This is a genomic window from Chelativorans sp. YIM 93263, from assembly GCF_028767125.1.
In the GTDB taxonomy this organism is placed as follows: Bacteria; Pseudomonadota; Alphaproteobacteria; order Rhizobiales; family Rhizobiaceae; genus Chelativorans.
The window spans coordinates 232884-254237 of sequence record NZ_JAKCWP010000006.1 but is presented as its reverse complement, the minus strand read 5'-3'; the positions used below and the strand labels follow the sequence as shown (position 1 = coordinate 254237).

General features: G+C 60.5%; 20 protein-coding genes, 1 tRNA gene and 1 pseudogene. 11 read left to right on the top strand and 11 right to left on the bottom strand.

Going from position 1 to position 21354, the window contains the following annotated elements; genetic code table 11:
• Nucleotides 1-454: 454 nt before the first annotated feature.
• The 3 genes from LY631_RS14320 to LY631_RS14310 all read right to left on the bottom strand — a co-directional run bounded on the left by LY631_RS14320 (nt 455) and on the right by LY631_RS14310 (nt 3057).
• Nucleotides 455-2374, bottom strand: a complete 1920-nt coding sequence (locus tag LY631_RS14320; protein WP_274426155.1) for a pyrroloquinoline quinone-dependent dehydrogenase — start codon at nt 2372-2374, stop codon at nt 455-457.
• Nucleotides 2371-2757, bottom strand: coding sequence for a hypothetical protein (locus tag LY631_RS14315; RefSeq protein WP_274426154.1), 387 nt, complete (start codon nt 2755-2757; stop codon nt 2371-2373). Before LY631_RS14315 ends, LY631_RS14320 begins: the two co-directional genes overlap by 4 nt.
• 99 nt (nt 2758-2856) lie before the next feature.
• Nucleotides 2857-3057, bottom strand: coding sequence for a hypothetical protein (locus tag LY631_RS14310; protein WP_274426153.1), 201 nt, complete (start codon nt 3055-3057; stop codon nt 2857-2859).
• Between the two features lie 227 nt (nt 3058-3284).
• Here LY631_RS14310 and LY631_RS14305 point away from each other — a divergent pair, with 227 nt between their 5' ends.
• The 3 genes from LY631_RS14305 to LY631_RS14295 all read left to right on the top strand — a co-directional run bounded on the left by LY631_RS14305 (nt 3285) and on the right by LY631_RS14295 (nt 6981).
• The gene (locus LY631_RS14305) at nt 3285-4577 is read left to right on the top strand and encodes an ATP-grasp domain-containing protein (RefSeq protein ID WP_274426152.1); all 1293 of its coding nucleotides are present in this window, start codon (nt 3285-3287) and stop codon (nt 4575-4577) included.
• A 9-nt stretch (nt 4578-4586) separates the two neighbouring features.
• A complete protein-coding gene (locus tag LY631_RS14300; protein WP_274426151.1) occupies nt 4587-6605 on the top strand; it encodes a CocE/NonD family hydrolase in 2019 nt (672 codons plus the stop codon).
• 202 nt (nt 6606-6807) lie between these two features.
• Nucleotides 6808-6981 carry a hypothetical protein gene (locus LY631_RS14295; RefSeq protein WP_274426150.1) on the top strand — a complete coding sequence of 58 codons (174 nt, stop codon included), beginning with the start codon at nt 6808-6810 and terminating at the stop codon, nt 6979-6981.
• Nucleotides 6982-7045: 64 nt separating this feature from the next.
• On the opposite strand, the gene LY631_RS14290 is transcribed toward LY631_RS14295, so the two are convergent.
• Together LY631_RS14290 and LY631_RS14285 are read right to left on the bottom strand one after the other, a co-directional pair.
• On the bottom strand, nt 7046-7462 hold the full coding sequence (locus LY631_RS14290; protein ID WP_274426149.1) for a DUF6481 family protein: 417 nt from the start codon (nt 7460-7462) through the stop codon (nt 7046-7048).
• Nucleotides 7463-7737: 275 nt separating this feature from the next.
• Nucleotides 7738-7812 (bottom strand) — tRNA-Gly (locus tag LY631_RS14285).
• Between the two features lie 171 nt (nt 7813-7983).
• On the opposite strand from LY631_RS14285, the gene LY631_RS14280 reads away from it, so the two are divergent.
• From LY631_RS14280 to LY631_RS14270, 3 genes are all read left to right on the top strand, one after another.
• Entirely contained in the window at nt 7984-8481 is a 498-nt protein-coding gene (locus tag LY631_RS14280) for a prolyl-tRNA synthetase associated domain-containing protein (RefSeq protein ID WP_274426148.1), read from the top strand.
• An 89-nt stretch (nt 8482-8570) separates the two neighbouring features.
• Nucleotides 8571-9563, top strand: coding sequence for a thioredoxin (gene trxA / locus LY631_RS14275; RefSeq protein ID WP_274426147.1), 993 nt, complete (start codon nt 8571-8573; stop codon nt 9561-9563).
• Nucleotides 9564-9602: 39 nt separating this feature from the next.
• A complete protein-coding gene (locus tag LY631_RS14270) occupies nt 9603-9815 on the top strand; it encodes a Trm112 family protein (RefSeq protein ID WP_274426145.1) in 213 nt (70 codons plus the stop codon).
• Between the two features lie 3 nt (nt 9816-9818).
• Here LY631_RS14270 and LY631_RS14265 read toward each other — a convergent pair whose 3' ends face one another.
• Genes LY631_RS14265 through LY631_RS14255 form a run of 3 tightly spaced genes read right to left on the bottom strand, consistent with a single transcriptional unit; the run spans nt 9819 to nt 15596 of the window.
• A complete protein-coding gene (locus LY631_RS14265; RefSeq protein ID WP_274426144.1) occupies nt 9819-13148 on the bottom strand; it encodes an error-prone DNA polymerase in 3330 nt (1109 codons plus the stop codon).
• The gene (locus LY631_RS14260) at nt 13145-14563 is read right to left on the bottom strand and encodes a Y-family DNA polymerase (protein ID WP_445082889.1); all 1419 of its coding nucleotides are present in this window, start codon (nt 14561-14563) and stop codon (nt 13145-13147) included. Before LY631_RS14260 ends, LY631_RS14265 begins: the two co-directional genes overlap by 4 nt.
• Before the next feature lie 49 nt (nt 14564-14612).
• Nucleotides 14613-15596 (bottom strand): ImuA family protein, encoded by a 984-nt coding sequence (locus LY631_RS14255; protein WP_274426142.1) that lies wholly within the window; start codon nt 15594-15596, stop codon nt 14613-14615.
• Nucleotides 15597-15778: 182 nt separating this feature from the next.
• Between LY631_RS14255 and LY631_RS14250 the strand changes: the two genes are divergently transcribed.
• Together LY631_RS14250 and LY631_RS20500 are read left to right on the top strand one after the other, a co-directional pair.
• Nucleotides 15779-16222, top strand: a complete 444-nt coding sequence (locus LY631_RS14250; protein ID WP_274426140.1) for a metallopeptidase family protein — start codon at nt 15779-15781, stop codon at nt 16220-16222.
• Nucleotides 16223-16318: 96 nt separating this feature from the next.
• A pseudogene (locus LY631_RS20500) lies at nt 16319-16489 on the top strand (hypothetical protein); the annotation flags it as partial.
• Between the two features lie 702 nt (nt 16490-17191).
• Here the strand turns inward: LY631_RS20500 and LY631_RS14245 are convergent.
• Both LY631_RS14245 and LY631_RS14240 read right to left on the bottom strand, forming a co-directional pair.
• A complete protein-coding gene (locus LY631_RS14245) occupies nt 17192-17653 on the bottom strand; it encodes a GNAT family N-acetyltransferase (protein WP_274426139.1) in 462 nt (153 codons plus the stop codon).
• A 5-nt stretch (nt 17654-17658) separates the two neighbouring features.
• Entirely contained in the window at nt 17659-18693 is a 1035-nt protein-coding gene (locus tag LY631_RS14240; protein ID WP_274426138.1) for an aspartate-semialdehyde dehydrogenase, read from the bottom strand.
• Nucleotides 18694-19089: 396 nt separating this feature from the next.
• Here LY631_RS14240 and LY631_RS14235 point away from each other — a divergent pair, with 396 nt between their 5' ends.
• Genes LY631_RS14235 through LY631_RS14225 form a run of 3 tightly spaced genes read left to right on the top strand, consistent with a single transcriptional unit; the run spans nt 19090 to nt 20167 of the window.
• Nucleotides 19090-19467: a DUF6152 family protein gene (locus LY631_RS14235; RefSeq protein ID WP_274426173.1), complete on the top strand. Its 378-nt coding sequence runs from the start codon at nt 19090-19092 to the stop codon at nt 19465-19467.
• Between the two features lie 40 nt (nt 19468-19507).
• Nucleotides 19508-19972 (top strand): hypothetical protein, encoded by a 465-nt coding sequence (locus LY631_RS14230; RefSeq protein WP_274426137.1) that lies wholly within the window; start codon nt 19508-19510, stop codon nt 19970-19972.
• A 48-nt stretch (nt 19973-20020) separates the two neighbouring features.
• Entirely contained in the window at nt 20021-20167 is a 147-nt protein-coding gene (locus tag LY631_RS14225) for a peptide ABC transporter permease (protein WP_274426136.1), read from the top strand.
• A gap of 6 nt (nt 20168-20173) precedes the next feature.
• On the opposite strand, the gene leuB is transcribed toward LY631_RS14225, so the two are convergent.
• Entirely contained in the window at nt 20174-21286 is a 1113-nt protein-coding gene (leuB, locus tag LY631_RS14220) for a 3-isopropylmalate dehydrogenase (protein WP_274426135.1), read from the bottom strand.
• Nucleotides 21287-21354: the final 68 nt, after the last annotated feature.

Below are 21354 nucleotides of genomic sequence, written 5' to 3'. Positions count from 1 at the left end.
TAGATGCCAGAGGCAAACCAATGGACTTGCGAGGGCTGCAGCCACAAGCAAGTCTTCCGCAAGATCGATCATCACCGCTGGATCAAAAGCTCGGTTACTCCTTCGGGAGAGATCCTGAGCTACATGCGCCTGTTCGAACTCTGCCCGGCCTGCAAGTTCCGGCTCATGCAGAAGGAGCATCCTGAGTTCTGTCGCGAATTTTGATGTCGGACGCGCAACGGCGGATCACGTCTGCTGTTTTGGTGCGAGGATTTCGGAACTGCTCGGCAAGGGATGGATCTGGATTGAGGACATACCGCGAGATCACTGCTTTGAACGCGACGAGTTCCTCAGGCTAAAGAGCGTGTCATGCCTCGGTTGCTTACCGGAAAGCTTGCGACAGAACCTCGATGCGAAGGCAGCGCACAGCCTGAAGTCGTGCGCCGCTTTCATGTCTGCAGGCGGCAGATGCCCTTCAGTTCGAATCCGGCAGGCTGAAAGCAACCACCTGATCGCCCACGCGCGGCGTCAGAATGGAGTTCCCGCCGACGGCGAAGACTACATATTGCTTGCCTTTGTAGGTGTAGATCGCAGGCATCGAGACGGCTGGTGCATCCACCTGCGCCGTCCACAGCACATCTCCGGTTTTCTGATCAACGGCGCGGACCTTGGAGTCCATCGATGCGCCTATGAAGATCACGCCACCCTTGGTGATCGCCGGCGCACCGATGGTCACGGAACCCCAGGAATCAGGCATATAAAAGCCCCATTTCTGCACTGCGCCCAGTGGCTTGCGCCACAGAAGGTCACCGGATTTCAGATCATAGGCGGAGAGCTCACCATAGGGCGGGTTCCAGCAGGGCATGCCCATCGGATTGAGGAAATTGGACAGGCGAAACCCATAGGGGCTTCCGCTCATAGGCGAATAACCGCCGCCCGCTTCGGATCCACCGCTGGTCACCTTGTCGTAGTCGGCACGCGGGATGAGCTGGTAAATCTGTACCACGTGCGAATGGTTGACGACGAAGGTTTGGCTTTCGGGATCAACCGCGCCGCCACCCCATTCCACACCACCCGTCGTCGGGGGGTATATGAGCGAGCCCTTGAGGCTCGGCGGGGTGAACTGGCCGTCGTAGCGAAGTTCCTTGGCCTTGCGGCTGCAGTAGCCGAGGCTAAGCGCGTCGGCGAGCCAGAACACACCGGGCCATTCTTTTTTCACCACCGGCTCAGGCCGCGCCACAAAGGGCTGGGTCTTTGCCGCGACCTCGCCTTCCACATCGGAGGCGGGTACCGGCTTTTCCTCGATCGGATAGATCGGCTCGCCCGTGTAGCGGTTGAGAACGTACAGGAAGCCCTGCTTGGATGTCTGCACGAGTGCCGGGATCTTCTGCCCGTCCTTTTCAATGTCGACAAGCGTAGGCGGAGAATTGGTGTCGTAATCCCAGATATCGTGATGCACCAGCTGGCGGGTCCAGATGACGTTGCCCGTCTCGGTATTGAGTGCCGTCACCGAGGTACCCATGGGGATGGAATCAAGCCGGTTGCCGCCATAGAAATTGGGGCTCGGTGAACTGACCGGGATGTAGAGAATGTCGCGATCGGGATCGATGGACATGCTGGCCCAAACATTGGCCGTGCCGGTTTTCGCGCGTACTTCCGCTGGTATGGACTCGAAGGTCCATTCCAGCTTGCCCGTCTTGGCGTCGACCGCGAAGATGGTGCCGGACGGTGCCGCGCTATCCGTCCAATCCCTGCCAGCCCAGCCGATAAAGAGCTTATCCTTGTAGACAGTCGGCGGCTGGAGAATGGAAAGCGGCCATTTGTTGTTGGTGGTGTTCCAGGTGTTGATGTCGAGAACGCCATCCTGGCCGAAATCGGCGCAAGGCTGACCAGTGTCGGCATCGACGGCATGCAGCTTCGCATCCATCGTGCCTATATAGATGCGTTTCTGACAGGGTTGGCCATCAACCGGATTCGACGCTTCCCAGTAGGAAACGCCGCGGTTCTTCATATCGGGCTGGGTCAGCGCCTTTAGAATCGCCTTGCTGTCATAGGTCCATTTCACCTTGCCAGTATCGGGCTCGATGGCGAAGACACGGTAAAAGGGCGTACCTACATAAACCGTATCGTTCACAAAGAGCGGCGTGGCGGACCAGACGGACATGGGCACGTCGCCGCTGCCGTCGGACATGTCTCCCGTGTGGACTTCCCAGGCTTTCTCAAGCCGGCCTACATTCTCTGGCGTGATCTGGTCGGCCGGCGAATATTTCTGCGCCTTCAGGTCACCATTGAAGGTTTCCCAAGTCGTTTCCTGAGCCGTGGCAGGCACAAATCCAATCGCGGTCGTGAGCGCCAGGACGGAACAGAAAGAGGCGATCCGTTTCATTTGCATCATGATGCCCCTCCTTTGGCGGCATACGCATGGCGGGCGGGTCTCTCCTTCCGCCCCATAATGGCGAGTAGCCAGCCGATCAGGCACACGGCCATCGCCACCTGCAGCCAGACGCTCGCCAGGAAATGGGCGGCGAGGCCGGTTCCCAGAATGCCAAGCAGAAGCAGGAAGAGTAGAGTACCTCGAAGCCAGCCGCGCATTGCCGGCCAACAAGTAAGCGCCAGGGCCGCCAGCAGTATTGCAGCAGTTGAGGCGATGACAAGCAATGCGCCTGCGGTTCCGTTGATCCCGCTAGAGCGCGAGATGTATGCGAATATGGACAAGGCCAGGCCTGCCGCCGCCCCAAGGGCAATCAGGCCAGCCGTACTGCGCTTTCCAAGAGCCATGGTTTTCGATCTCCCGCCGCTAACCCGATTCTTCGGTTTAAAGATGCTGCGCCGTTCGTGAAGAAAACCTTAAGTTGCAATCCCGCGAGAAAAACCATCTCAGAACTTGAAAAGTTGGTTTCCGGCGTGATGCCGCATTGTTTTGGATTTTACCGGAACGTCATCGCCGAAGATTGCGGTGAAGGGACTGATCTCACCGAGTGCGGAGGCGATGATAACGGTGATAGCCGCCGATAGTGCCATACAGAAGGCCCGCATGGGATCGACGAGTCCTAAGGTAGCCTCCGACAGGTCGTCCATTTCTGCTTAGCTGACGCCACCTTCTGGATGGCCATTTCAGAGAAGGGCACTCCAGGGGGAACGCCTCGGAACCGGGCTCGTTATGGATGGCGATGGCCACGCCTGCTTTGATGCTCGCCGACACGGTCGCACCGAGCCGATCGGATCTGCCGAGGGCCGCGGCTCCTTTGGAGGCAAAGCGGTCGAACTGCAACCGCCAACACGGGTTCACCCCGCAAGGAGGAAATTTGCGTAGGAACATTTTTGCGTTGGGGCTGCTGGAATGGCAGCGGAAAGAGCTGGAAACGATCGCTGAAGCAAGGGAGCTGGATTTTTATTCCCTCCTGACTTGGGACGAACTGGTCGGGCAGCGTCTGGGCTTCGATGAACTCCTGGAACGGGCTCGACAGCAACTGGGCGAGTTCGGCGGCAAGCCGGATGCTTTTATCTGCCATTGGGATTTCCCATCCAGCTGCCTTGCACCGGTCCTATCCGCCGAATACGGTCTGCCGGCGCCCTCGCTAGAATCCGTTCTCAAGTGCGAGCACAAATACTGGTCACGCCTGGAGCAGCAGCGATGCGTGCCGGAGTGTACCCCGGATTTCCAGGCGCTTGACCCCTTCGATCCAGAGGCCGCGGACAAGCTGCGCCTTGAGTTTCCCATCTGGCTGAAACCGGTGGTGGGATATTCTTCCATGCTTGGCTTTTACATCGAGAATCGCAATCAGCTGGAAAGTGCGTTGGAAGAGATGCGCGAGCATGTCGGCGAATTGGGAAGGCCTTTCGACGAATGCCTTCGACACGCCCATCTGCCGGCTGAAGTGGCGGGAATCGGCGGTGGCCACGCTATAGCGGAAACCATCATGAGCGGCGACCAGTTTGCGCCCGAAGGATACGTTCTGGACGGGCAAATGCGCATTCATGGCATGTTCGACATGCTGCTCGATCAAGATGGCAAAGCGGTTTTGGGGCTGCGCTATCCCGCCAACCTGCCGTCTTCTCTGGAAAAACGAACCACCGATGTCTGCCGGCGCGTCCTTGAGCAGGTGGGTTTCGACAATGGGTGCTTCAATATCGAATTTCTCTGGGACGAAGCGGCGGACAAGTTGTGGGTCATCGAGGTGAACACCCGCATATCGCAATCGCATTGCGAGCTGTTCCGCTTGGTGGATGGCATGTCCAACCACGAGATAGCGGTCAGTGTCGCTCTTGGTCACGAGCCGCATCTGCCACATGAGCGCGGACCGAACGAGACGGCGGCGAAGTTCGTGCTCACCAAGCGCGATGATGCGGAGGTGACGCGAGTCCCGACCGAGGAAGAGCTGAAAGAGCTCTCCGGCCAATTGGGCGATGCCCTGATAGAGATCGGCGTGACGGAGGGCCAGCGCCTGTCGGACATTCCGGGGCAACCCGTCTATTGCTTCAATCTTGGAGAAGCATGGATCGGCGCGGATTCGATCGACGAACTGATGGAGCGGTATAGGGAATTGGTGCGCCGCCTGCCGATCGAGTTCAGTGATGACCGTCATTTGGAACCATAAGGAGGTCTCGTGCGAGAAGTAAACGAGTTCCCGCATAAGGTCCGCCAGATAGAACACGTTTTCATCGAGCTGCCCGATAGCGCCCGATTGGGCGCAAAGCTCTGGATGCCCGCGGATGCCGAAGAGCATCCGGTGCCGGCAATTCTGGAGTACCTGCCTTACAGGAAACGCGACATGACGCGCGGGCGGGATGCGGCCAACCATCCCTACCTTGCAGGGCACGGCTATGCGTGCGTGCGGGTCGACATGCGCGGCAGCGGCGAGTCGGACGGTGTGCTGACCGATGAGTACACCGAGCAGGAGCTTCAGGACGGAGTTGATGTGATCGAATGGATTGCCCGCCAGCCCTGGTGTGACGGCAATGTCGGTATGATGGGTATATCCTGGGGAGGCTTCAACTCGCTGCAGATCGCCGCCCGGCGGCCGGCGCCGCTCAAAGCGATCGTCTCCTGCTGTGCTTCCGACAATCAGTACGAGGACAACATGCACTACATGGGCGGCTGCCTTCTCGGAGACCATCTCTCCGAGGCAACCGTCATGTTCGCCTTCAACAGCCTTCCGCCCGATCCGCAACTCGTAGGCGATCGCTGGCGCGATATGTGGATGGAGCGCTTGAAGGGCAGTGGCCTCTGGCTGAAGACATGGCTTGAGCACCAGCGCCGGGACGCTTTCTGGCGAAGGGGCTCCGTTTGCGAGGATTATTCCGCGATTCAATGTCCCGTGCTGGCAATAGGTGGCTGGGCGGACGGTTACACGAATGCCGTTTTCCGCCTGATGGAGCATTTGCAGGTGCCGCGCCAGGGACTCATCGGGCCTTGGGGACACCGCTACCCCAATATGGGTGTTCCCGGCCCGGCGACCGGGTTCCTTCAGGAAGTGCTGCGGTGGTTCGATCATTGGCTGAAGGGCCAGGACACCGGTGTCGAACACGATCCGATGCTGCGCGTCTGGCTTCAGGACAGCGTGCCGCCTTCCGCGTCCTATGAAGAGCGGCCGGGCCGGTGGGTCGCGGAGCCGTCATGGCCTTCGCCGGATATTCAAGAACGCGTATATTCATTCGGCTACCGGCACTTGATGGAAGGGGATGCCGCGGGTGCGAACCTGGAGGAGACTGTGAACTCGCCACTTTCGGTTGGCCAGTTTGCGGGCAAGTGGTGCTCCTATTCCGCAGTGCCTGACCTGCCCTACGATCAGCGTGAAGAGGATGGGGGATCCCTGGTTTTCGATACCGATCCGCTGGAAGAAGATCTGGAGATGCTGGGCAATCCAGTGGTCGATCTGGAGATCGCATCCGACAAACCTGTTGCGCAGGTAGCCCTTCGCCTGTCGGACGTCCTTCCGGACGGTCGTGCGACACGCATTACCTATGGTCTTCTGAACCTCACGCACAGGGACAGCGACGAGCATCCTGAGCCGCTGCAGCCTGGGCGCTTTTACAAGGTCTGGATGCGGCTGAACGGTCTGGCGCAGCGCATTCCGGCAGGCCATCGGCTACGTCTGTCCCTGTCCAGCGCTTATTTCCCGCTGGTCTGGGCACCGCCGGAGCAGGCCTCGCTGACGGTTCGCACGGCAAGCAGCAGATTGCGGCTGCCTGAGCGCCCACGGCGGGGCGAAGGTGTCATTCGGGACTTGGGAGAGGCGGAAGGCTCACCTGCGCCGGAGGTCCAAAGGATCAACCCGCCGCGTCATGCCTGGCGTCTCGTACGCGACCTTGTCGAGGACAGATCGACGCTCGAGGTGGTAAACGACCAGGGGAGCTTCCGAATTCCCGAGATAGATTTGGTGGTCCGCCGCAACACGGAGGAATGGTACAGTTTTCGCGATGCCGATTTCAATTCGCTGCGCGGAGTAAGCTATACCGAGCGCGAGTTGCGCCGCGACGACTGGCACATTTCCACCACCACACGTACCGAACTGACCTCGGATGCGGAGAACTTCTACATACACGCCAGGTTGGATGCCTACGAAGACGACCGCCGTATCTTCTCGGATAATTGGGACGAAAAGATCCCTCGCCATCTCGTTTAGAGGCAGCCGTAGGATTCCCCGGCCACTCCGTTTCCCTCATGCAATTGTCAGGCGGGTAGTGCCATGCCTCCGTTCTTAATTTCCTGCGTAAGCACTGCTCTTTCCGCGTTTAGAGAGAGCGGTGCTTATCCAATGCTCGATCGAAGCTCGTGGAGCGCGGCATCACTTACCACCTATCCGACCACCTAACCTGGAGAGCGGTATGCTGGAAGAGAAAGTGAAGGAAGCAATCGCCGATGAACTGAAGCGTCAGGCGCAGCTCAGGCCCGACGATCTCAAAGTGTCACAGGATGGCCATAGAATCCGCGTCGACGGCGAGATTGATCTCGACGACCTTGCCATGGTTGTAATCGGTGCCCTCGCGGGAGGACCGTAGGACGCAGCTTTTGGTCCGCTGCAAGGAGATGTGACATAGTTGCAGGCATCCAGGAAAGCAGCCGTCAGTAGCCCCTCTCGCGGCTGCCGCCCTTGCGACGGTCCTTCTTTGCGGCCTTGCGGGCGGCGTAGCGCGCGTCGCGGCTGGCCTTCTGCTCGGCCTTGAGAAGAGCCTCGCGCTCGGCCTCTTCGGCGGCAAGGCGCGCCGCTTCCTCGACGGCAAGGCGCTCGGCGTCCGCGGCAGTCCTCGCCGCGATCTCGGCCTGATGGGCGAGCTCAGCCTCCTGCTCCTGCCGGGCGCGCTCGCGCTCGGCATGCCGTTCCGCCCTGGCCTTGGCGATCGCTTCGCGCTCGCGGCGTTTTTCGATCATGCGGGGATCATCCGGCCCCGGCGCCGCACGGAATTTCTCCAGCATGGCCTGGCGTGCCTCCGCCGCGTGCTTGCGGCGATCGTGGAAACCCGGGATAGCATTCTTTCTCATCAGTTCAGTCACTGTCCTTCATTGGAGTACTGGCTGCGGGAGTAGGGCTGGAGCCATCCCAAGGGGGTAACGTTCGGGCTGACGCTCACATTCTGGAGGTGGATCATTGATCGCCTGACAGCGGGCGAACACAGCGATTTCACGCTGCGCCGAATCCGCAATCTGGTAACCGCGCGGTAACCCTGGTCACTTGAGGTGGGATTTCGGATCGCGATTTCAACCGCCTTGGAAGCACGAAAGCCGCGGAGTTCTGCGGCTTTGGAAGACTTGGAAACTGGAGCGGGCGAAGGGATTCGAACCCTCGACCCCAACCTTGGCAAGGTTGTGCTCTACCCCTGAGCTACACCCGCTCATAACGGCGAATGCCGCAAGCGGCGCTTATATGGCTGATGTTACGGTCGAATGCAACAGCAAATTCGCAAGTTTCCATCACACCGCGACGCTCTTTTCCGCACATGCCGGTCTTGCCAATGCAGGAGTGCAGCCGATACAGATCTGCTAAAAAGCGCGGAGGAAAGAAATTGCCGAAAACTCCGGAAGAATTGTTAAGCCACCTCGCCAAACTCGGACTCGAAGTGGCGCATCACGAGCACCCGCCTCTTTTCACGGTGGAAGAATCGCGATCACTGCGCGGTACGATTCCCGGTGGGCACACGAAAAACCTTTTCCTGAAGGATAAAAAGAAGAACTTCTACCTTGTCACGGTTGACGAGGATGCGGAGGTCGACCTCAAGACCATTCACACGATCATCGGCGCCTCGGGACGGGTCTCCTTCGGCAAGCCGGATGAGCTTATGGAATCGCTCGGCGTCCAGCCGGGTGCGGTGACCGTCTTCGGCGTCATCAACGATACGCAACGCAAGGTAACCGTCGTGCTGGACGAAACGCTGATGGAAAACGACATCATCAATGGTCACCCTCTGCATAATGAGGCAACGATTTCGATCGGCAAGGCGGACCTGCTTTCCTTCCTCCAGGCTGTCGGGCACGAGCCGCTCGTCTTGAAAGTTTCGCAATAATCGCCACATCACGACCACTGCGCTTGCCCTGAGGCGGGCAGTCGTCATATTGGCATGCTAAAGAGCATGCAGCACACGAAGGGACAGCAATGAGCGACCACGACAATCCCTTTGGCGGAGGCGGTGGCCAGCCGGTGACGAATGTCAGTTTCGGGACACCGCCGCAAGACAGTCAGAGCCCGGGAGTTCTGTCAGAACCCGGCTCGACAGCAGCCAGTCTCATCAAGGACACCTCTACGGCCGCCTTTTCCAAGGATGTGATCGAGGAATCAAAGAACCAGCCGGTGCTTGTGGATTTTTGGGCGCCTTGGTGCGGTCCGTGCAAGCAGCTCACGCCAATCCTTGAGAAGGTGGTGAACGAAGCCGGCGGCAAGGTGAAGCTGGTCAAGATGAACATTGATGAGCATCCCGCCATTGCGGGTCAGCTCGGCATTCAATCCATCCCCGCCGTGCTCGCCTTCCAGAACGGGCAGCCCGTCGACGGCTTCATGGGCGCGGTGCCGGAAAGCCAGATACGCGAATTGATCAACAAGCTCGCAGCCGGCAGTGGCCAGGACCAGGTGAAAGAGGCGCTTGCCGCGGCCACCCAGGCGCGCGATGCAGGCGACCAGCAGGGCGCGGCGCAGATCTATTCAGCGGTCCTTCAACAGGAGCCGGAAAATGCCGATGCGCTCGGCGGACTGGCCGACCTCCTGTTCGAAGCCGGGCAGGTTGATGAGGCGAAATCCGTGCTCGACCGCGTACCGGAGGCGAAGAAGGATGTTCCTGCGGTTGCGGCCGTACAGGCGAAGATCAAGCTTGCCGAGCAGGTGGCCGACCTCGGCGATCCGATCGAGCTGCAGAAGCGACTCGATGCCGATCCTTCAGATCATCAGGCGCGTTTCGATCTGGCGCTGATCCAGAATGCCCGGGATGATCGCGACGAAGCCGCCGACAGCCTGCTTGCGATCATCAAAGCGGATCGTGACTGGCAGGACGGGGCCGCACGAACCAAGCTGCTCGAGCTTTTCGAAGCGTGGGGCATGAGCGATCCGGCGTCGCTGAAGGCCCGGCGCAAGTTGTCTTCGCTCCTGTTTTCCTAGGAGCGGAACACGCCCAGGGTGCTTTGGGATAGACCGGCAATGACGGAAGAGCATTCAGGTCACAGGCTGGTCGAACCCAAACTCCTGCAGCTTCTGGTCTGCCCCGTTTCCAAGAAGCCGCTCGAGTGGGATGCGGCACGGAATGAACTTATCTCGAAAGGGGCTCGGCTCGCCTATCCGGTGCGCGACGGCGTGCCGATTATGCTTCCCTCGGAAGCGCGACCCTTGAGTGAAGACGAAGCACGCCGATAGATCTCAATGGAAGTTTCGCCCCTTGGGCATGACGGCCACCGCGTTAGAATGCGGCAGCGCCGCATGGAACTCCGGACGCTTCTGTGAAACCGTTTCGGTGCGCACGTAATCCTCCAGTTGTTCGTCGTCACGCAGGAGGGCGCCGAGCATTCCACTCCGGTCCTCGATACGCTCGGCGATGACATGAATGACACCGGAGGCGATTTGCAGCTTTCCGGTGACCCGCACGAAACGCGCGCCCAGAACCTGCGGCCGAAATTGCTTGAACACTTTGTCCCAGACGACAATGTTTGCGACACCCGTTTCATCCTCGATGGTCATGAAGATGACGTTGGCCGTGCCGGGTCGCTGGCGGATGAGCACAATTCCGGCAACGGAAACGCGCCGGCCATTGCGCAGGTCTTCCAGACGGGCATTGGGAACGACTGCCTCCCTGTCGAGCCTGCGACGCAGGAAGGAGACGGGATGCGCCTTGAGGGAGAGCCCCAGCGCCCGATAGTCATGGACCACATGCTCGCCGAGCGGCATGGCAGGCAGACGCATTTCCGGCTCTCGTTCGGCATGGTCGAGATCGGGTCGGTCCAGAAGCGGCAGCCGCTCGGCCAGTCGGGCATCATCCAGCGCCTGGACCGCCCAGAGCGCTGCGCGCCTGTCGAGGCCGAGCGAGCGAAATGCGTCCGCCTCCGCAAGGCGCGTAATCGCGCTCCGGGTCAGGCCCGAGCGCAACCATAGATCATGAACCGAGACATAGCCTTCCCCGCGATTGGCGACGAACCGTTCCATGTCGGTCTTGGACAGGCCCTTGATCTGGCAAAAGCCGAGCCGGACGGCATGCCGGCTCTCGATCGTGACGCGCATATCTGCATGGCGTGCAGCTACGCGGGCGGGATCGAAGGGCGCGTTCTCCAGGGTGCAGTCCCATTCGGAGGCGTTGATATCCACGGGCCGGACCTCCACCCCATGCTCACGCGCATCGCGCACGAGCTGTGCGGGCGCATAAAAACCCATGGGCTGGGAATTGAGGATCGCCGCGCAGAAGACATCCGGATAATAGGCCTTGAACCAGGCGGAGGCATAGACAAGGAGCGCGAAGGAGGCGGCGTGACTTTCGGGAAAGCCGTACTCGCCAAAACCTTCGATCTGCTTGAAGCAGCGTTCGGCGAACTCGCGCGGATAGCCGCGCGCCTCCATGCCATCGATCATCTTTTTCTTGTAATTGCGAATGGTCCCCGTTCGCTTGAAGGTCGCCATGGCACGCCGCAATTGGTCGGCTTCCCAGGGTTCGAAACCACCGGCCTCAATGGCGATTTTCATCGCCTGTTCTTGGAACAGAGGGACACCCAGCGTTTTGCGCAGGATGCGTTCCAGCACTTCGCTGTGATATACGATAGGCTCCTTTCCTTCGCGCCGGCGCAGATAGGGATGCACCATATCGCCCTGGATCGGCCCAGGCCGCACAATGGCCACCTCGATGACAAGATCGTAGAATTCCTTCGGCTTCAGGCGCGGGAGCATTGACATTTGTGCCCGGGATTCAACCTGGAACACACCGATCGTGTCGGCGCGGCTGATCATGTCATAGACGGGCTTTCTTTCCTTCGGAATTGTCGCGAGCGTCAGCCTTTCGCCAAAATCGGTTGGATAGTTCTGCTCCAGAATGTCGAAGGCCCGGCGCAGGCAGGAGAGCATGCCGAGCGCCAGAACATCGACTTTGAGGAGGCCGACGGCATCGAGGTCGTCCTTGTCCCACTCGACCATCTTGCGCTCCTCCATCGCCGTCTTCACGATGGGGACGATCTCGTCGAGTCTGTCTTTTGTGATGACGAAGCCGCCCACATGCTGGGACAGGTGGCGCGGGAAACCCAGGATTTCATTGGCGCGTTCGACCAGATGCCTTGTCCGGGGGTCGGTCTTATCGAGGCCGGCGGCCCCGGTCTCCATGTCGCCAACCTCGGCACTTGACCAGCCCCAGATCGAGCCGGAAAGCGCCGTCATGACATCCTCGGAAAGGCCGAGCGCCTTGGCCACTTCCCTGAGCGCCGAGCGACCGCGATAGGTGACCACCGAGGCGGCAAGCGCGGTGTGTTTCTGGCTGTATTTCTTGTAGATATAGGCGATGACCTCGTCGCGCCGATCGTGCTCGAAATCCACGTCGATATCGGGCGGCTCGCCGCGTTCCGCGGAGATGAAGCGCTCGAGCAGGTGATCCATGATGTCGGGCCCGACATCCGTAATGCGCAGACAGTAGCAGATGATGGAATTGGCCGCCGAGCCGCGTCCCTGGCACAAGATTCCTTCTGCGCGCGCAAACCGCATGATGTCGTGGACGGTGAGAAAATAGCGCGCATAATTTTGTTCTTCGACAAGCGCCAGCTCCTTGCGAATGAGCTTCTTCATCTTCTCGGGAACGTCGCCCTCGAAGCGCTCCTGCGCCCCTTCCCAGGTAAGGCGCTCGAGTTCTTCCTGGGCCGGAAGGCCGGATTCGGTGGGCTCGTCGGGATAGTTGTGCTTGAGTTCCCCAAGCGAAAACGACAGGCTCTCAGCAAATCGTTGCGTCTCGATGAGCGCCTCGGGATAGTGACGGAAAAGATGTGTCATTTCCTCCGGCGGCTTCAGGTGGCGTTCGGCATTGGCCTCAAGGGCAAAGCCTGCCTCTGAGACTGGTACGTTCAGCCGGATAGCGGTGAGCACATCCTGCAGCGGACGCTTTTCCGCCGCGTGATAGAGCACATTGTTGACCGCCATCATCGGCAGGCGGGATGCCTCCGCCATGTTTGCCGCCTGGGCCAGCCGGAAACGGTCATCCCCATCATAACAGGCTGCCACGGCAAGCCAGACGGAACGCCCGAACCGGTCCTTCAGGCGCTTGAGGAAAGCGAGCGTTTCCTCGGTCGGCTTATCAAGCACAGGCAGGACGGCGAGGGAGATGCGCTCTCCCCATTCGAAGAGATCGTCCACGAGAAGGATAGGCGCTCCCTTCTCGCTTTCCTCGCGCATATTCGCCTGTGTCAGCATGCGGCAGAGATGACCCCAGCCCCGGCGATCCTGCGGATAGGCGAGAATGTCCGGCGTGCCGTCGGCAAAGACGAGCCGGCAGCCGGGATGATAGGGAATCGAGGTTGGCTCGTCCCCTTCCTCCAGGACGATGTTTCTGGACTGGCTCCACGCCCGCACCACGCCCGCCACGGTGTTGCAGTCGGCGAGACCAACAGCGGAAAAGCCGAGCAGCTTGGCCGCGACGACCAGCTCTTCCGGCCTCGAAGCACCGCGCAGAAAGGAGAAATTCGACTGCACGGCGAATTCGGCATAGGCAGGGGTTGCGGTCGCGCTCATGGGAAAATCCCGTGCAGGAACCAGCGCGGCGCGGTGGCATCTCCATAGCGTCCTTCCCGGTAGAGCCAGTAGCGGCGGCCCTCAACATCCTCGATACGGAAATAGTCCCGCTCGGGCGCGGGCGTATCTTCAAGCCACCACTCGGAGGCGATGCGTTCCGGCCCCTCGGCGCGGGCCACGCGGTAAAGCGCGCGCCGCCAGCGAAAGGAAAGGGGCGGGCCTTCGGGAACCTCTGCCGAAGCCTCGACCGGTTCAGGCTTCTCCAGAAGGCGGATGGGGCGGGGGCTTGTCGGTGGTGCACCATGCGAGGGGACGGTTTTCGCGGGCTTGCCGGGCACATCATCACACAAGGGCCTGAACCGAGCCCTGCGCTCGGGCACATGACTTTCAGCCAGGGCAGGGGACAGAATAGCGCTGCTGCCGAGCCGCGCGCGAATGCGGTCGGTGAGCAGGGAAAGTCCCTCCTCTTCCCGCGCAGACTGTCCCGAGAAATCCGCCTGTGATGTGGAAAATGGTCTGGCGACGATAACCGACAGGCGCAGAAGATCGAAACCGTAACCGGGATCCAGACTGTTTTCGAGCGCCGTCAAGCGCTCGTGAAAGAGCCGTGCAATGGCTTGTGGGTCGCGCATCGGGCGGGCAGTGCCCACCGGGATGCGCCTTACGACACCGTCAACACGGAAAAGAGAAAGCTGCAGGCGCCTTGCACCCTCGCCGCGCCGTTCCAGATCGTCTTTCAAAGACCGGGCAAGAAGCAGGATCAATTGTTCAATACCCTCTATGGTGCCGATCGATTCCGCCAGGCGGCGTTCGACGGAAAGCGGCGCCACGGGAAGACGGGGAGAGGTGACCTCCTCGACTGTTCCCAAGGCCTGGTCCAGCTGGGTGAGCAACATGCGTCCAAAACGGCGGGAGAGTGGCGCACGAGGAGCGCAAAGCAGTGCTCCGACATGGCGCAAGCCGACGCTCTCAAGGTTTGTTCGGGTCTTTCCGTCTATACGCAGGGCGGAAAGCGGCAAGGGAGAAAGCCTCTCCTCCTCCGCGCCCGCCGGCACATTGCGGTTGCTTCCTTCAAAATAACGGGCAGCGGCCCAGGCCACCCCTGGCGTTGAAGCGAGGCCGGCACGCACATCGAAGCCCTGCCCGGAAAGGCGATGAACAATCTCGTCCAGCATCGCATCTTCCCCGCCGAAAAGATGCGCGCAGCCGCTGATGTCGAGAAAAAGGCCGTCCCGGCCATCAAGCCCCACTAATGGCGTGAAGCGGTCGCACCAATCCGCCAGGCTCTCCAGCAATCGCCTGTCCGCATCCGGATCGGCTTCGAGAATCTCGATCTGCGGATGCATGGCCCGTGCATCGGCAATGCCTGTTCCCGGCCTGAGGCCGAGACTTTCGGCGCTTTCATCCAGAGCCATGATGCGTTGGGCGTTCTCCTGGCGGTGGCTGATGACCAACGGCGGAAAATCAACCTGCGCGCCTTTTCCTTCTCTGAGGCGCCAATCCGCCCCATGCCTGCGCCGCAGAACCCGATCTGACGGAAGATGCGGGAACCAGACCGCGAGGATCCTGCGGCCCTGATGTTCGGGCATTTTCCTGAACAGGTCGGTCTCTGATGGAGACTCTTTCCCGGAAAGTGAAATCATGAGGGTTCCATTCCAGTAGGAAGTTTTCGTTTCTTCCGATCCGGCTCCTGGCCAGGGCGACGGAAAAAGCCGGAGGGCCGATGGAGCGGGAGAGTGCGCCGGCCAGGGTCTCCCGCGGGGATGAAGGCGCAGGAGAAATGACAAGGCGCGTGGGCGCGGCCGTGGGCTCCGGTTCGGCCGAATGGCGGATGAGGAAAACGGGACGGCCCGCCTCCCGCGCCCGGTGGTGCAGGCGCCGGGTGGCCGTCAGGTCGAGGCGGGCGGGGTTGCCGCGAATTTCCAGGAACACTGCGGAAAGTCCGCCCGATTGGGCCGCCTCTTCGGCCACCCAGAGCGCATCTTCAAGCCGCCTTGCGCATGTCATAAGGAGGCGATCGGGCGCCAGATCGAAGAATTGCTCCACGCCGGGCGCATAGGGAAAGCCGGTCTCAAGGAGCATATCCGCCATGCCGACCCAGAGAACCGGCCGGGGCCGCTGCTCTTCATCGCGGCCATTCCGGGACGCCATGGCTGCCAGGGCCAGGGCAAAGCCGGAAACGATGCCGCCGTCGCGGCTTTCACGGCCGACGATTTCCGTAAGGGCAGCCTGCTGCAGACCGCCGCCAAGTGCAGCATCGAAATGCGGCGTGCCTGTTTCCGTGAATGTCGGGACATGCAAGCCCTCTGCCCGCCCGTCATGGCGCAGAACGGTTTCACCGCCATTCTCTGTCGGCGCAGCAAACCGCTCGGGCTGTCGGCCCTCGATCCTGGCTATTTCCCGACGCAAGGCATAAATCTTCTCCTGCGCCATGGCAAAGCGTGCCATGCCGTTCGCTCCTGACGAAATGTTCCTGTTATGTTCTTATGGATTCCAAACCTTGCTCCGAGAGTCAAGAAGGATTTTATTCCTTCGGCGCGGCACTTATCTTCGGCCCTTAAGCGGCTGTTGTGCAGAGCACTCTCGAATCCTGGCTCCGAAAGCGCTATATGCGCGTCAAAGGGTAAAAAATGGCACGCAATTATCAGACACGAGCCTGGCAAAACCAGCTTTCCCCCTCACTTTCGGAAATCGAACTTCTGGCGATGGAAACCTATGCCAATCTGCCGGATGATTTTCGTAAGCTGACGGGTGACGTCATCATTAGGGTCGCCGAGTTTCCCAGCGAGGAGATTATGGACCATCTGGCGCTGGAAACGCCATTTGACCTGCTCGGCCTTTTCGAGGGGCTCGGAATCGCCGAACGCTGGAACCCGGCCACCGGTGAGGGGCCGAACCGCATCACGCTGTACCGCCGCGCGATCCTCGACTACTGGACCGAGAACGACGAGACGCTGGGCGATATCGTCGCCCATGTACTGATCCACGAACTCGGACACCATTTCGGGCTGTCGGACGACGATATGGCGCGGATTGAGGAAACGGTGGATGACCGGCCGCTGCACGGAGCATGATCTAAGCAGATTCCACGTCCATCTGCGTGCCGCATGGAGTATGAAAGCTCAAGTAGATGGAACGCGGAAAATCCCGCGTGCTGACAATGCAGCGTCACGGCACTGGTGGTCGAGGGACTCTTCGACGGCGAAATCCTGAAAACCGAAACGCCCGCCGCCATGCATTTCTACACCGAAGGCAGAAAGCGGGTCTTCACCCTTCCAGGATCAAGTCCTGGGATGACGAGGTGGAGGACGTTTCGACCAATCACCGACGTTCAAGATTAGCGCAGACATCTCCGCCTTCGTCATACCAGGGCGTCGACCCTGGTATCCATGCCAGAGCATTGACGACACACGCCGGCGCCTCCGAAAAGCATCCCGCGCGGGGATAAAAAATGGCGCCTCAGACATTGTCTCGGCAGATAAGCAGTTGTTTTTGCTCGATATCAGAAGAAAGTTCGAGCTTTTTTCGACTGATTTTATCCTACGACATCCAGCCGCTCTTATCATCGGATCCATCGCCCTCGCGGGAACCGGGTCCGGACCGGGGATCAGGGAGGGCGGCGGCAGCCTCCCCCTCCAGGGATCCGGTACCTGGAGGCATGTGAGGGCCCGCAACAGGCCGGCGGCGCCGGGGTGCTGGGTGACAGACAGCATCGCCGGAAAAACCGGGCACCGGGTGAGAGACGGTGTCGGGCAGCCGCGGAGAAGCCGCTAGGGTTTCTTCTTCGGCCCGGCCAAGACCACCCCCTAATTGGGTGCAGCCGGGAAGGCGAGGAGGCCCGAGTGACCGGCCAACCGCGGGACAGCGGCCGGCGGGGCGCGTGGAACGCGCCACTTAAATTAATAGAGAGGCTCGGACCACGCGCCCCGTTTCCCGATTAACCAAAGGCCAGACGGTGAAGAAACCGGGCGTGGCGACGATGCCGCGCGTTCTGATGACAAGTGAAACTCGAATACCGGGAGCGCGGGAACGGGTTTGCGTGTCTACGCTTGCTGAGACGGAGAGCGGCGCACGTACAGGATGTCCGGCAGCCCCTCCTCGTTTTCGCTGCCGTCACCGAAGGCCTCGGCCTTGAATCCACGCCGCTCGTAAAAGCGGCGGGCTCCGCCATTGGCCTGGAAGCAGTAAAGCCTGACGGTCGGTATGCCGACGGTTGCGCTGCCGAGCAGCCGGTTTCCTATGCCGCGCCCGGTCCAGCCGGGCTTCAGGTAAAGCTGCTCGACCCACTCGCCGTGTACAGCGATGAAGCCGACGATTCCCTCGCCTGCTGCGGCAACGGTCACCCGCTGATGCGGCAGCACATGTCCGGAAATGAAGGCGCGGTCCTCCTCCGGCGTATGCAGCCTTGGCATCCAGTCGAAGGCGTCGAGCGCCGCGCGCATGACACATGCAATCTCGTCCGCATCCGCCGGTCCTGGAGAACGCAGGACGAGATCGCTAGCCATCGCCGTCAGGCGGCCTGCTTCTTTGGCTGGATAAGCCCGCGTGCCACCAACAATTCGGCAATCTGGATTGTGTTGAGTGCCGCGCCTTTGCGCAGATTGTCCGAGACGACCCACAGGGACAGGCCATTATCCACAGTCGAATCCTCGCGGATGCGGCTGATATAGGTCGCGTCCTCGCCAGCGCTTTCATGCGGTGTGACGTAGCCGCCATCCTCATGCTTGTCGATCACCTGGCATCCCGGCGCATCCCGCAGGATGTCGCGGGCTTCGTCTGCCGTGATCGGATTCTCGAATTCCAGGTTCACGGCCTCACCATGACCGATGAAGACGGGAACGCGCACGCAGGTGGCCGAAAGCTTGATCTTGGGGTCCAACATCTTCTTGGTTTCGACCACCATCTTCCATTCTTCCTTGGTGGTGCCGTCTTCCATGAAAACGTCGATATGCGGAATGCAATTGAAGGCGATGCGCTTCGTGTACTTCTTCGCCTCGATCGGGTCGGCGACGTAAACGGCGCGTGTCTGCTCGAAGAGCTCGTCCATGCCTTCCTTGCCCGAGCCGGAGACCGACTGATAGGTGGCCACGACCACGCGCTTGATCGTCGCCTTGTCATGCAGCGGCTTCATGGCAACGACGAGCTGGGTTGTGGAGCAATTCGGATTGGCGATGATGTTTTTCTTACGGAAGCCCTCCACCGCATCCGGGTTCACCTCCGGCACGATAAGCGGTACGTCCTGGTCGTAGCGCCAGGCCGACGAGTTATCGATGACGACGCAGCCCTGCTGGCCGATTCTCGGTGAGTACTCCTTGGAGATGGATCCGCCTGCGGACATGAGGCAGATATCCGTGTCGGAGAAGTCGTAGCCGTCCAGCGCCTTCACCTTCAGTGTCTTGTCGCCGTAGGACACCTCCGTGCCTACGGAACGGCGCGAAGCCAGCGGCACCACCTCATCGGCGGGAAAACCGCGCTCTTCCAGAATATTCAGCATTTCCCGGCCGACATTTCCTGTGGCGCCGGCAACAGCGATCTTGAAACCCATGGGTCGAAACTCCTGTCCTCTCCGCGTGGCTTATGGATTGGGCCCGCCGGCCTGCGGGCTTCTCCTCCCCGGCCTGTCTCGGGGAGAGAGCGAGCGGGCCAAGGAAGATCAGACCGTTTTGGCGGTTGTTTTGGCCGTCGTCGTGGTAAAGCGGGAACCGACGCCACCGTTCCCGGCAGCGATAAGCAGGCTGGCAATCTTCGGCGCAGAGAAGTGAGCGCGCATCCAGACGGTCTCCGTTTCCGCTTGCGTTTTTACGCTGAATCGCGGCGAAGTCAATTGTGCATCCCGAGTGGATGGTTTGTCGTGGTGCTCGCCGGAACGTGAATTGACCCACGGCATTGAAGCCGTACCTTGTATCAAAGGCCAATCAGGGAGACGGCTATGATTTCTCCAATGCGTTCTTCACTCGCGGCACTATCGACTATCGGATTTTTGGCTGCATTCCTGGCTCAGGCCGTCGCCCATCATGGATGGTCCTGGACCGAGGACGGTTTTTTCGAGCTTGAGGGCACCATTGCCGAGATCTATGTCGGCAATCCGCACGCAACGCTGGATATCGATGTCGAGGCAGAAGTCTGGCGTGTCGACCTCGCGCCACCTTCACGAACCATCGCCGCCGGCTTCGAGGAAGGCACGGCCAGCGTCGGCGATACAATCACTGCGATTGGCCATCGCTCGCTGGACCAAAATGAAAGGCGCATGAAGGCCGTGCGCATCATCGTGGATGGAAACACCTATGACGTATATCCCGGACGCGTGCCGAGCAACTGACAAGAGCCCCGTCCACGCGCGCTTTCCCGGGGCGGCCTGATTGGAGTTCCTGTCTGCCATTGAGCAGCTTGCGCCCGTCCGCGCACTCAGGATCTCCTTCTATGCCTATCCGCTCGTTAACGCCGCGCACATTCTCTCGATCGGCGTTCTCCTGACGGGTGTTCTCCTGATGGATATGCGTATCCTGGGCTTCCTGCAGGCACAGCCGCTTCAGTCGTTCCTGCATCTCATGCGCCGGGTGGCGCTTTTGGCTTTCGGCGGTGCCGTGCTCACCGGTGCTTCCCTCTTCTCGATCCGCGCCAGCGAGTATGTCTTCAATCCGGCCTTTCAACTCAAGATGCTGCTGATCGCTTTTGCCGGTCTCAACCTGCTCATCCTGCACCTCACTGCATCGGATGCAGACGGCATGCCCCTCGCGAAACGCGGCGCACGCTGGTTTGCTACCTTCTCAATCCTGCTCTGGATCGGCGTACTCGTCTGCGGCCGCTTTATCGGTTTCCTCTAGTAGGGAACATTTTGCGCCCGCCCCGATTGACCGGGGCGAGGAAATGAAATGGACGAAAAACGCAAACCAGCCACATATCCAGCCAGTAAGGCCCGGCAGGGCTATGTCGTGCTCAAGACGCCGCTTCGCCGCGCGATATTCTTCGGCGGTTTGATCGGGCTCGTGGTGCTGTCAATCGTTCTGGCGCTCGCCTGATCGAAATCAGGCGGAAAGCGCGCGAAACTTCTCCACGATAGCGTCGCCCATCGCGCTGGTGCTGACTTCGCGCATTCCCTCGGACATCAGATCGCCCGTACGCAGACCGTCGTCCAGTACGGCCGCAATCGCCTTTTCGAGCCTGTCCGCTTCCTCGACCATGTTGAAGGAATAGCGCATGCACATGGCGAAGGAGGCGATCATGGCGATGGGGTTGGCGATGCCTTTCCCGGCGATATCAGGCGCGGAGCCGTGCACCGGCTCATAAAGCGCCTTGCGGCTGCCGGTCTTGGGATCGGGTGCGCCGAGCGAAGCGGACGGCAGCATGCCGAGCGAGCCCGTGAGCATCGCCGCCACATCCGACAGCATATCGCCGAAGAGATTGTCGGTCACGATCACGTCGAACTGCTTGGGCCAGCGAACGAGCTGCATGCCGCCGGCATCGGCCAGCATATGGGTGAGCTCGACGTCGGAATACTTCGCCTTGTGCGTGGCGGCCACGACGTCCTTCCACAGCACGCCCGACTTCATGACGTTGTGCTTTTCCATCGAGCAGACCTTGTTCTGGCGCGTACGCGCCAGCTCGAAGGCCACGCCGGAAATGCGCTCGATCTCGAAGGTGTCGTAGACCTGCGTGTCGATACCGCGCTTCTGCCCGTTGCCGAGATCGATGATTTCCTTCGGCTCGCCGAAATAGACCCCGCCCGTCAGCTCGCGCACGATGAGGATATCGAGCCCTTCGACCACATCCTTTTTCAGGGACGACGAGTCCGCCAGCGCCGGATAGCAGATTGCCGGGCGCAGATTGGCGAAAAGCTCCATCTCCTTGCGCAGCCGCAGGAGGCCGGCCTCGGGCCGCACCTCATAGGGCACACCGTCCCATTTCGGTCCCCCGACGGCTCCGAAGAGAACCGCGTCCGCCGCTAGCGCACGATCCATATCGGCATCAGAGATCGATTGGCTGTGCGCATCGTAAGCCGAGCCGCCGACAAGCCCCGTCTCCGTTTCGAAGCCGGCACCAAACTCCGAATTCATCACATTGATGAGCTTTTCCACCTCGGCCATTGCCTCGGGGCCGATGCCGTCGCCGGGAAGAAGAAGGAGCTTGCGCGTTGTCATTTGTGCCTCTCGGAAATTGAACCCGTGCCCTTGCTAAAGCGCGGGACCGTCTTGCGCAAGATGAAGAA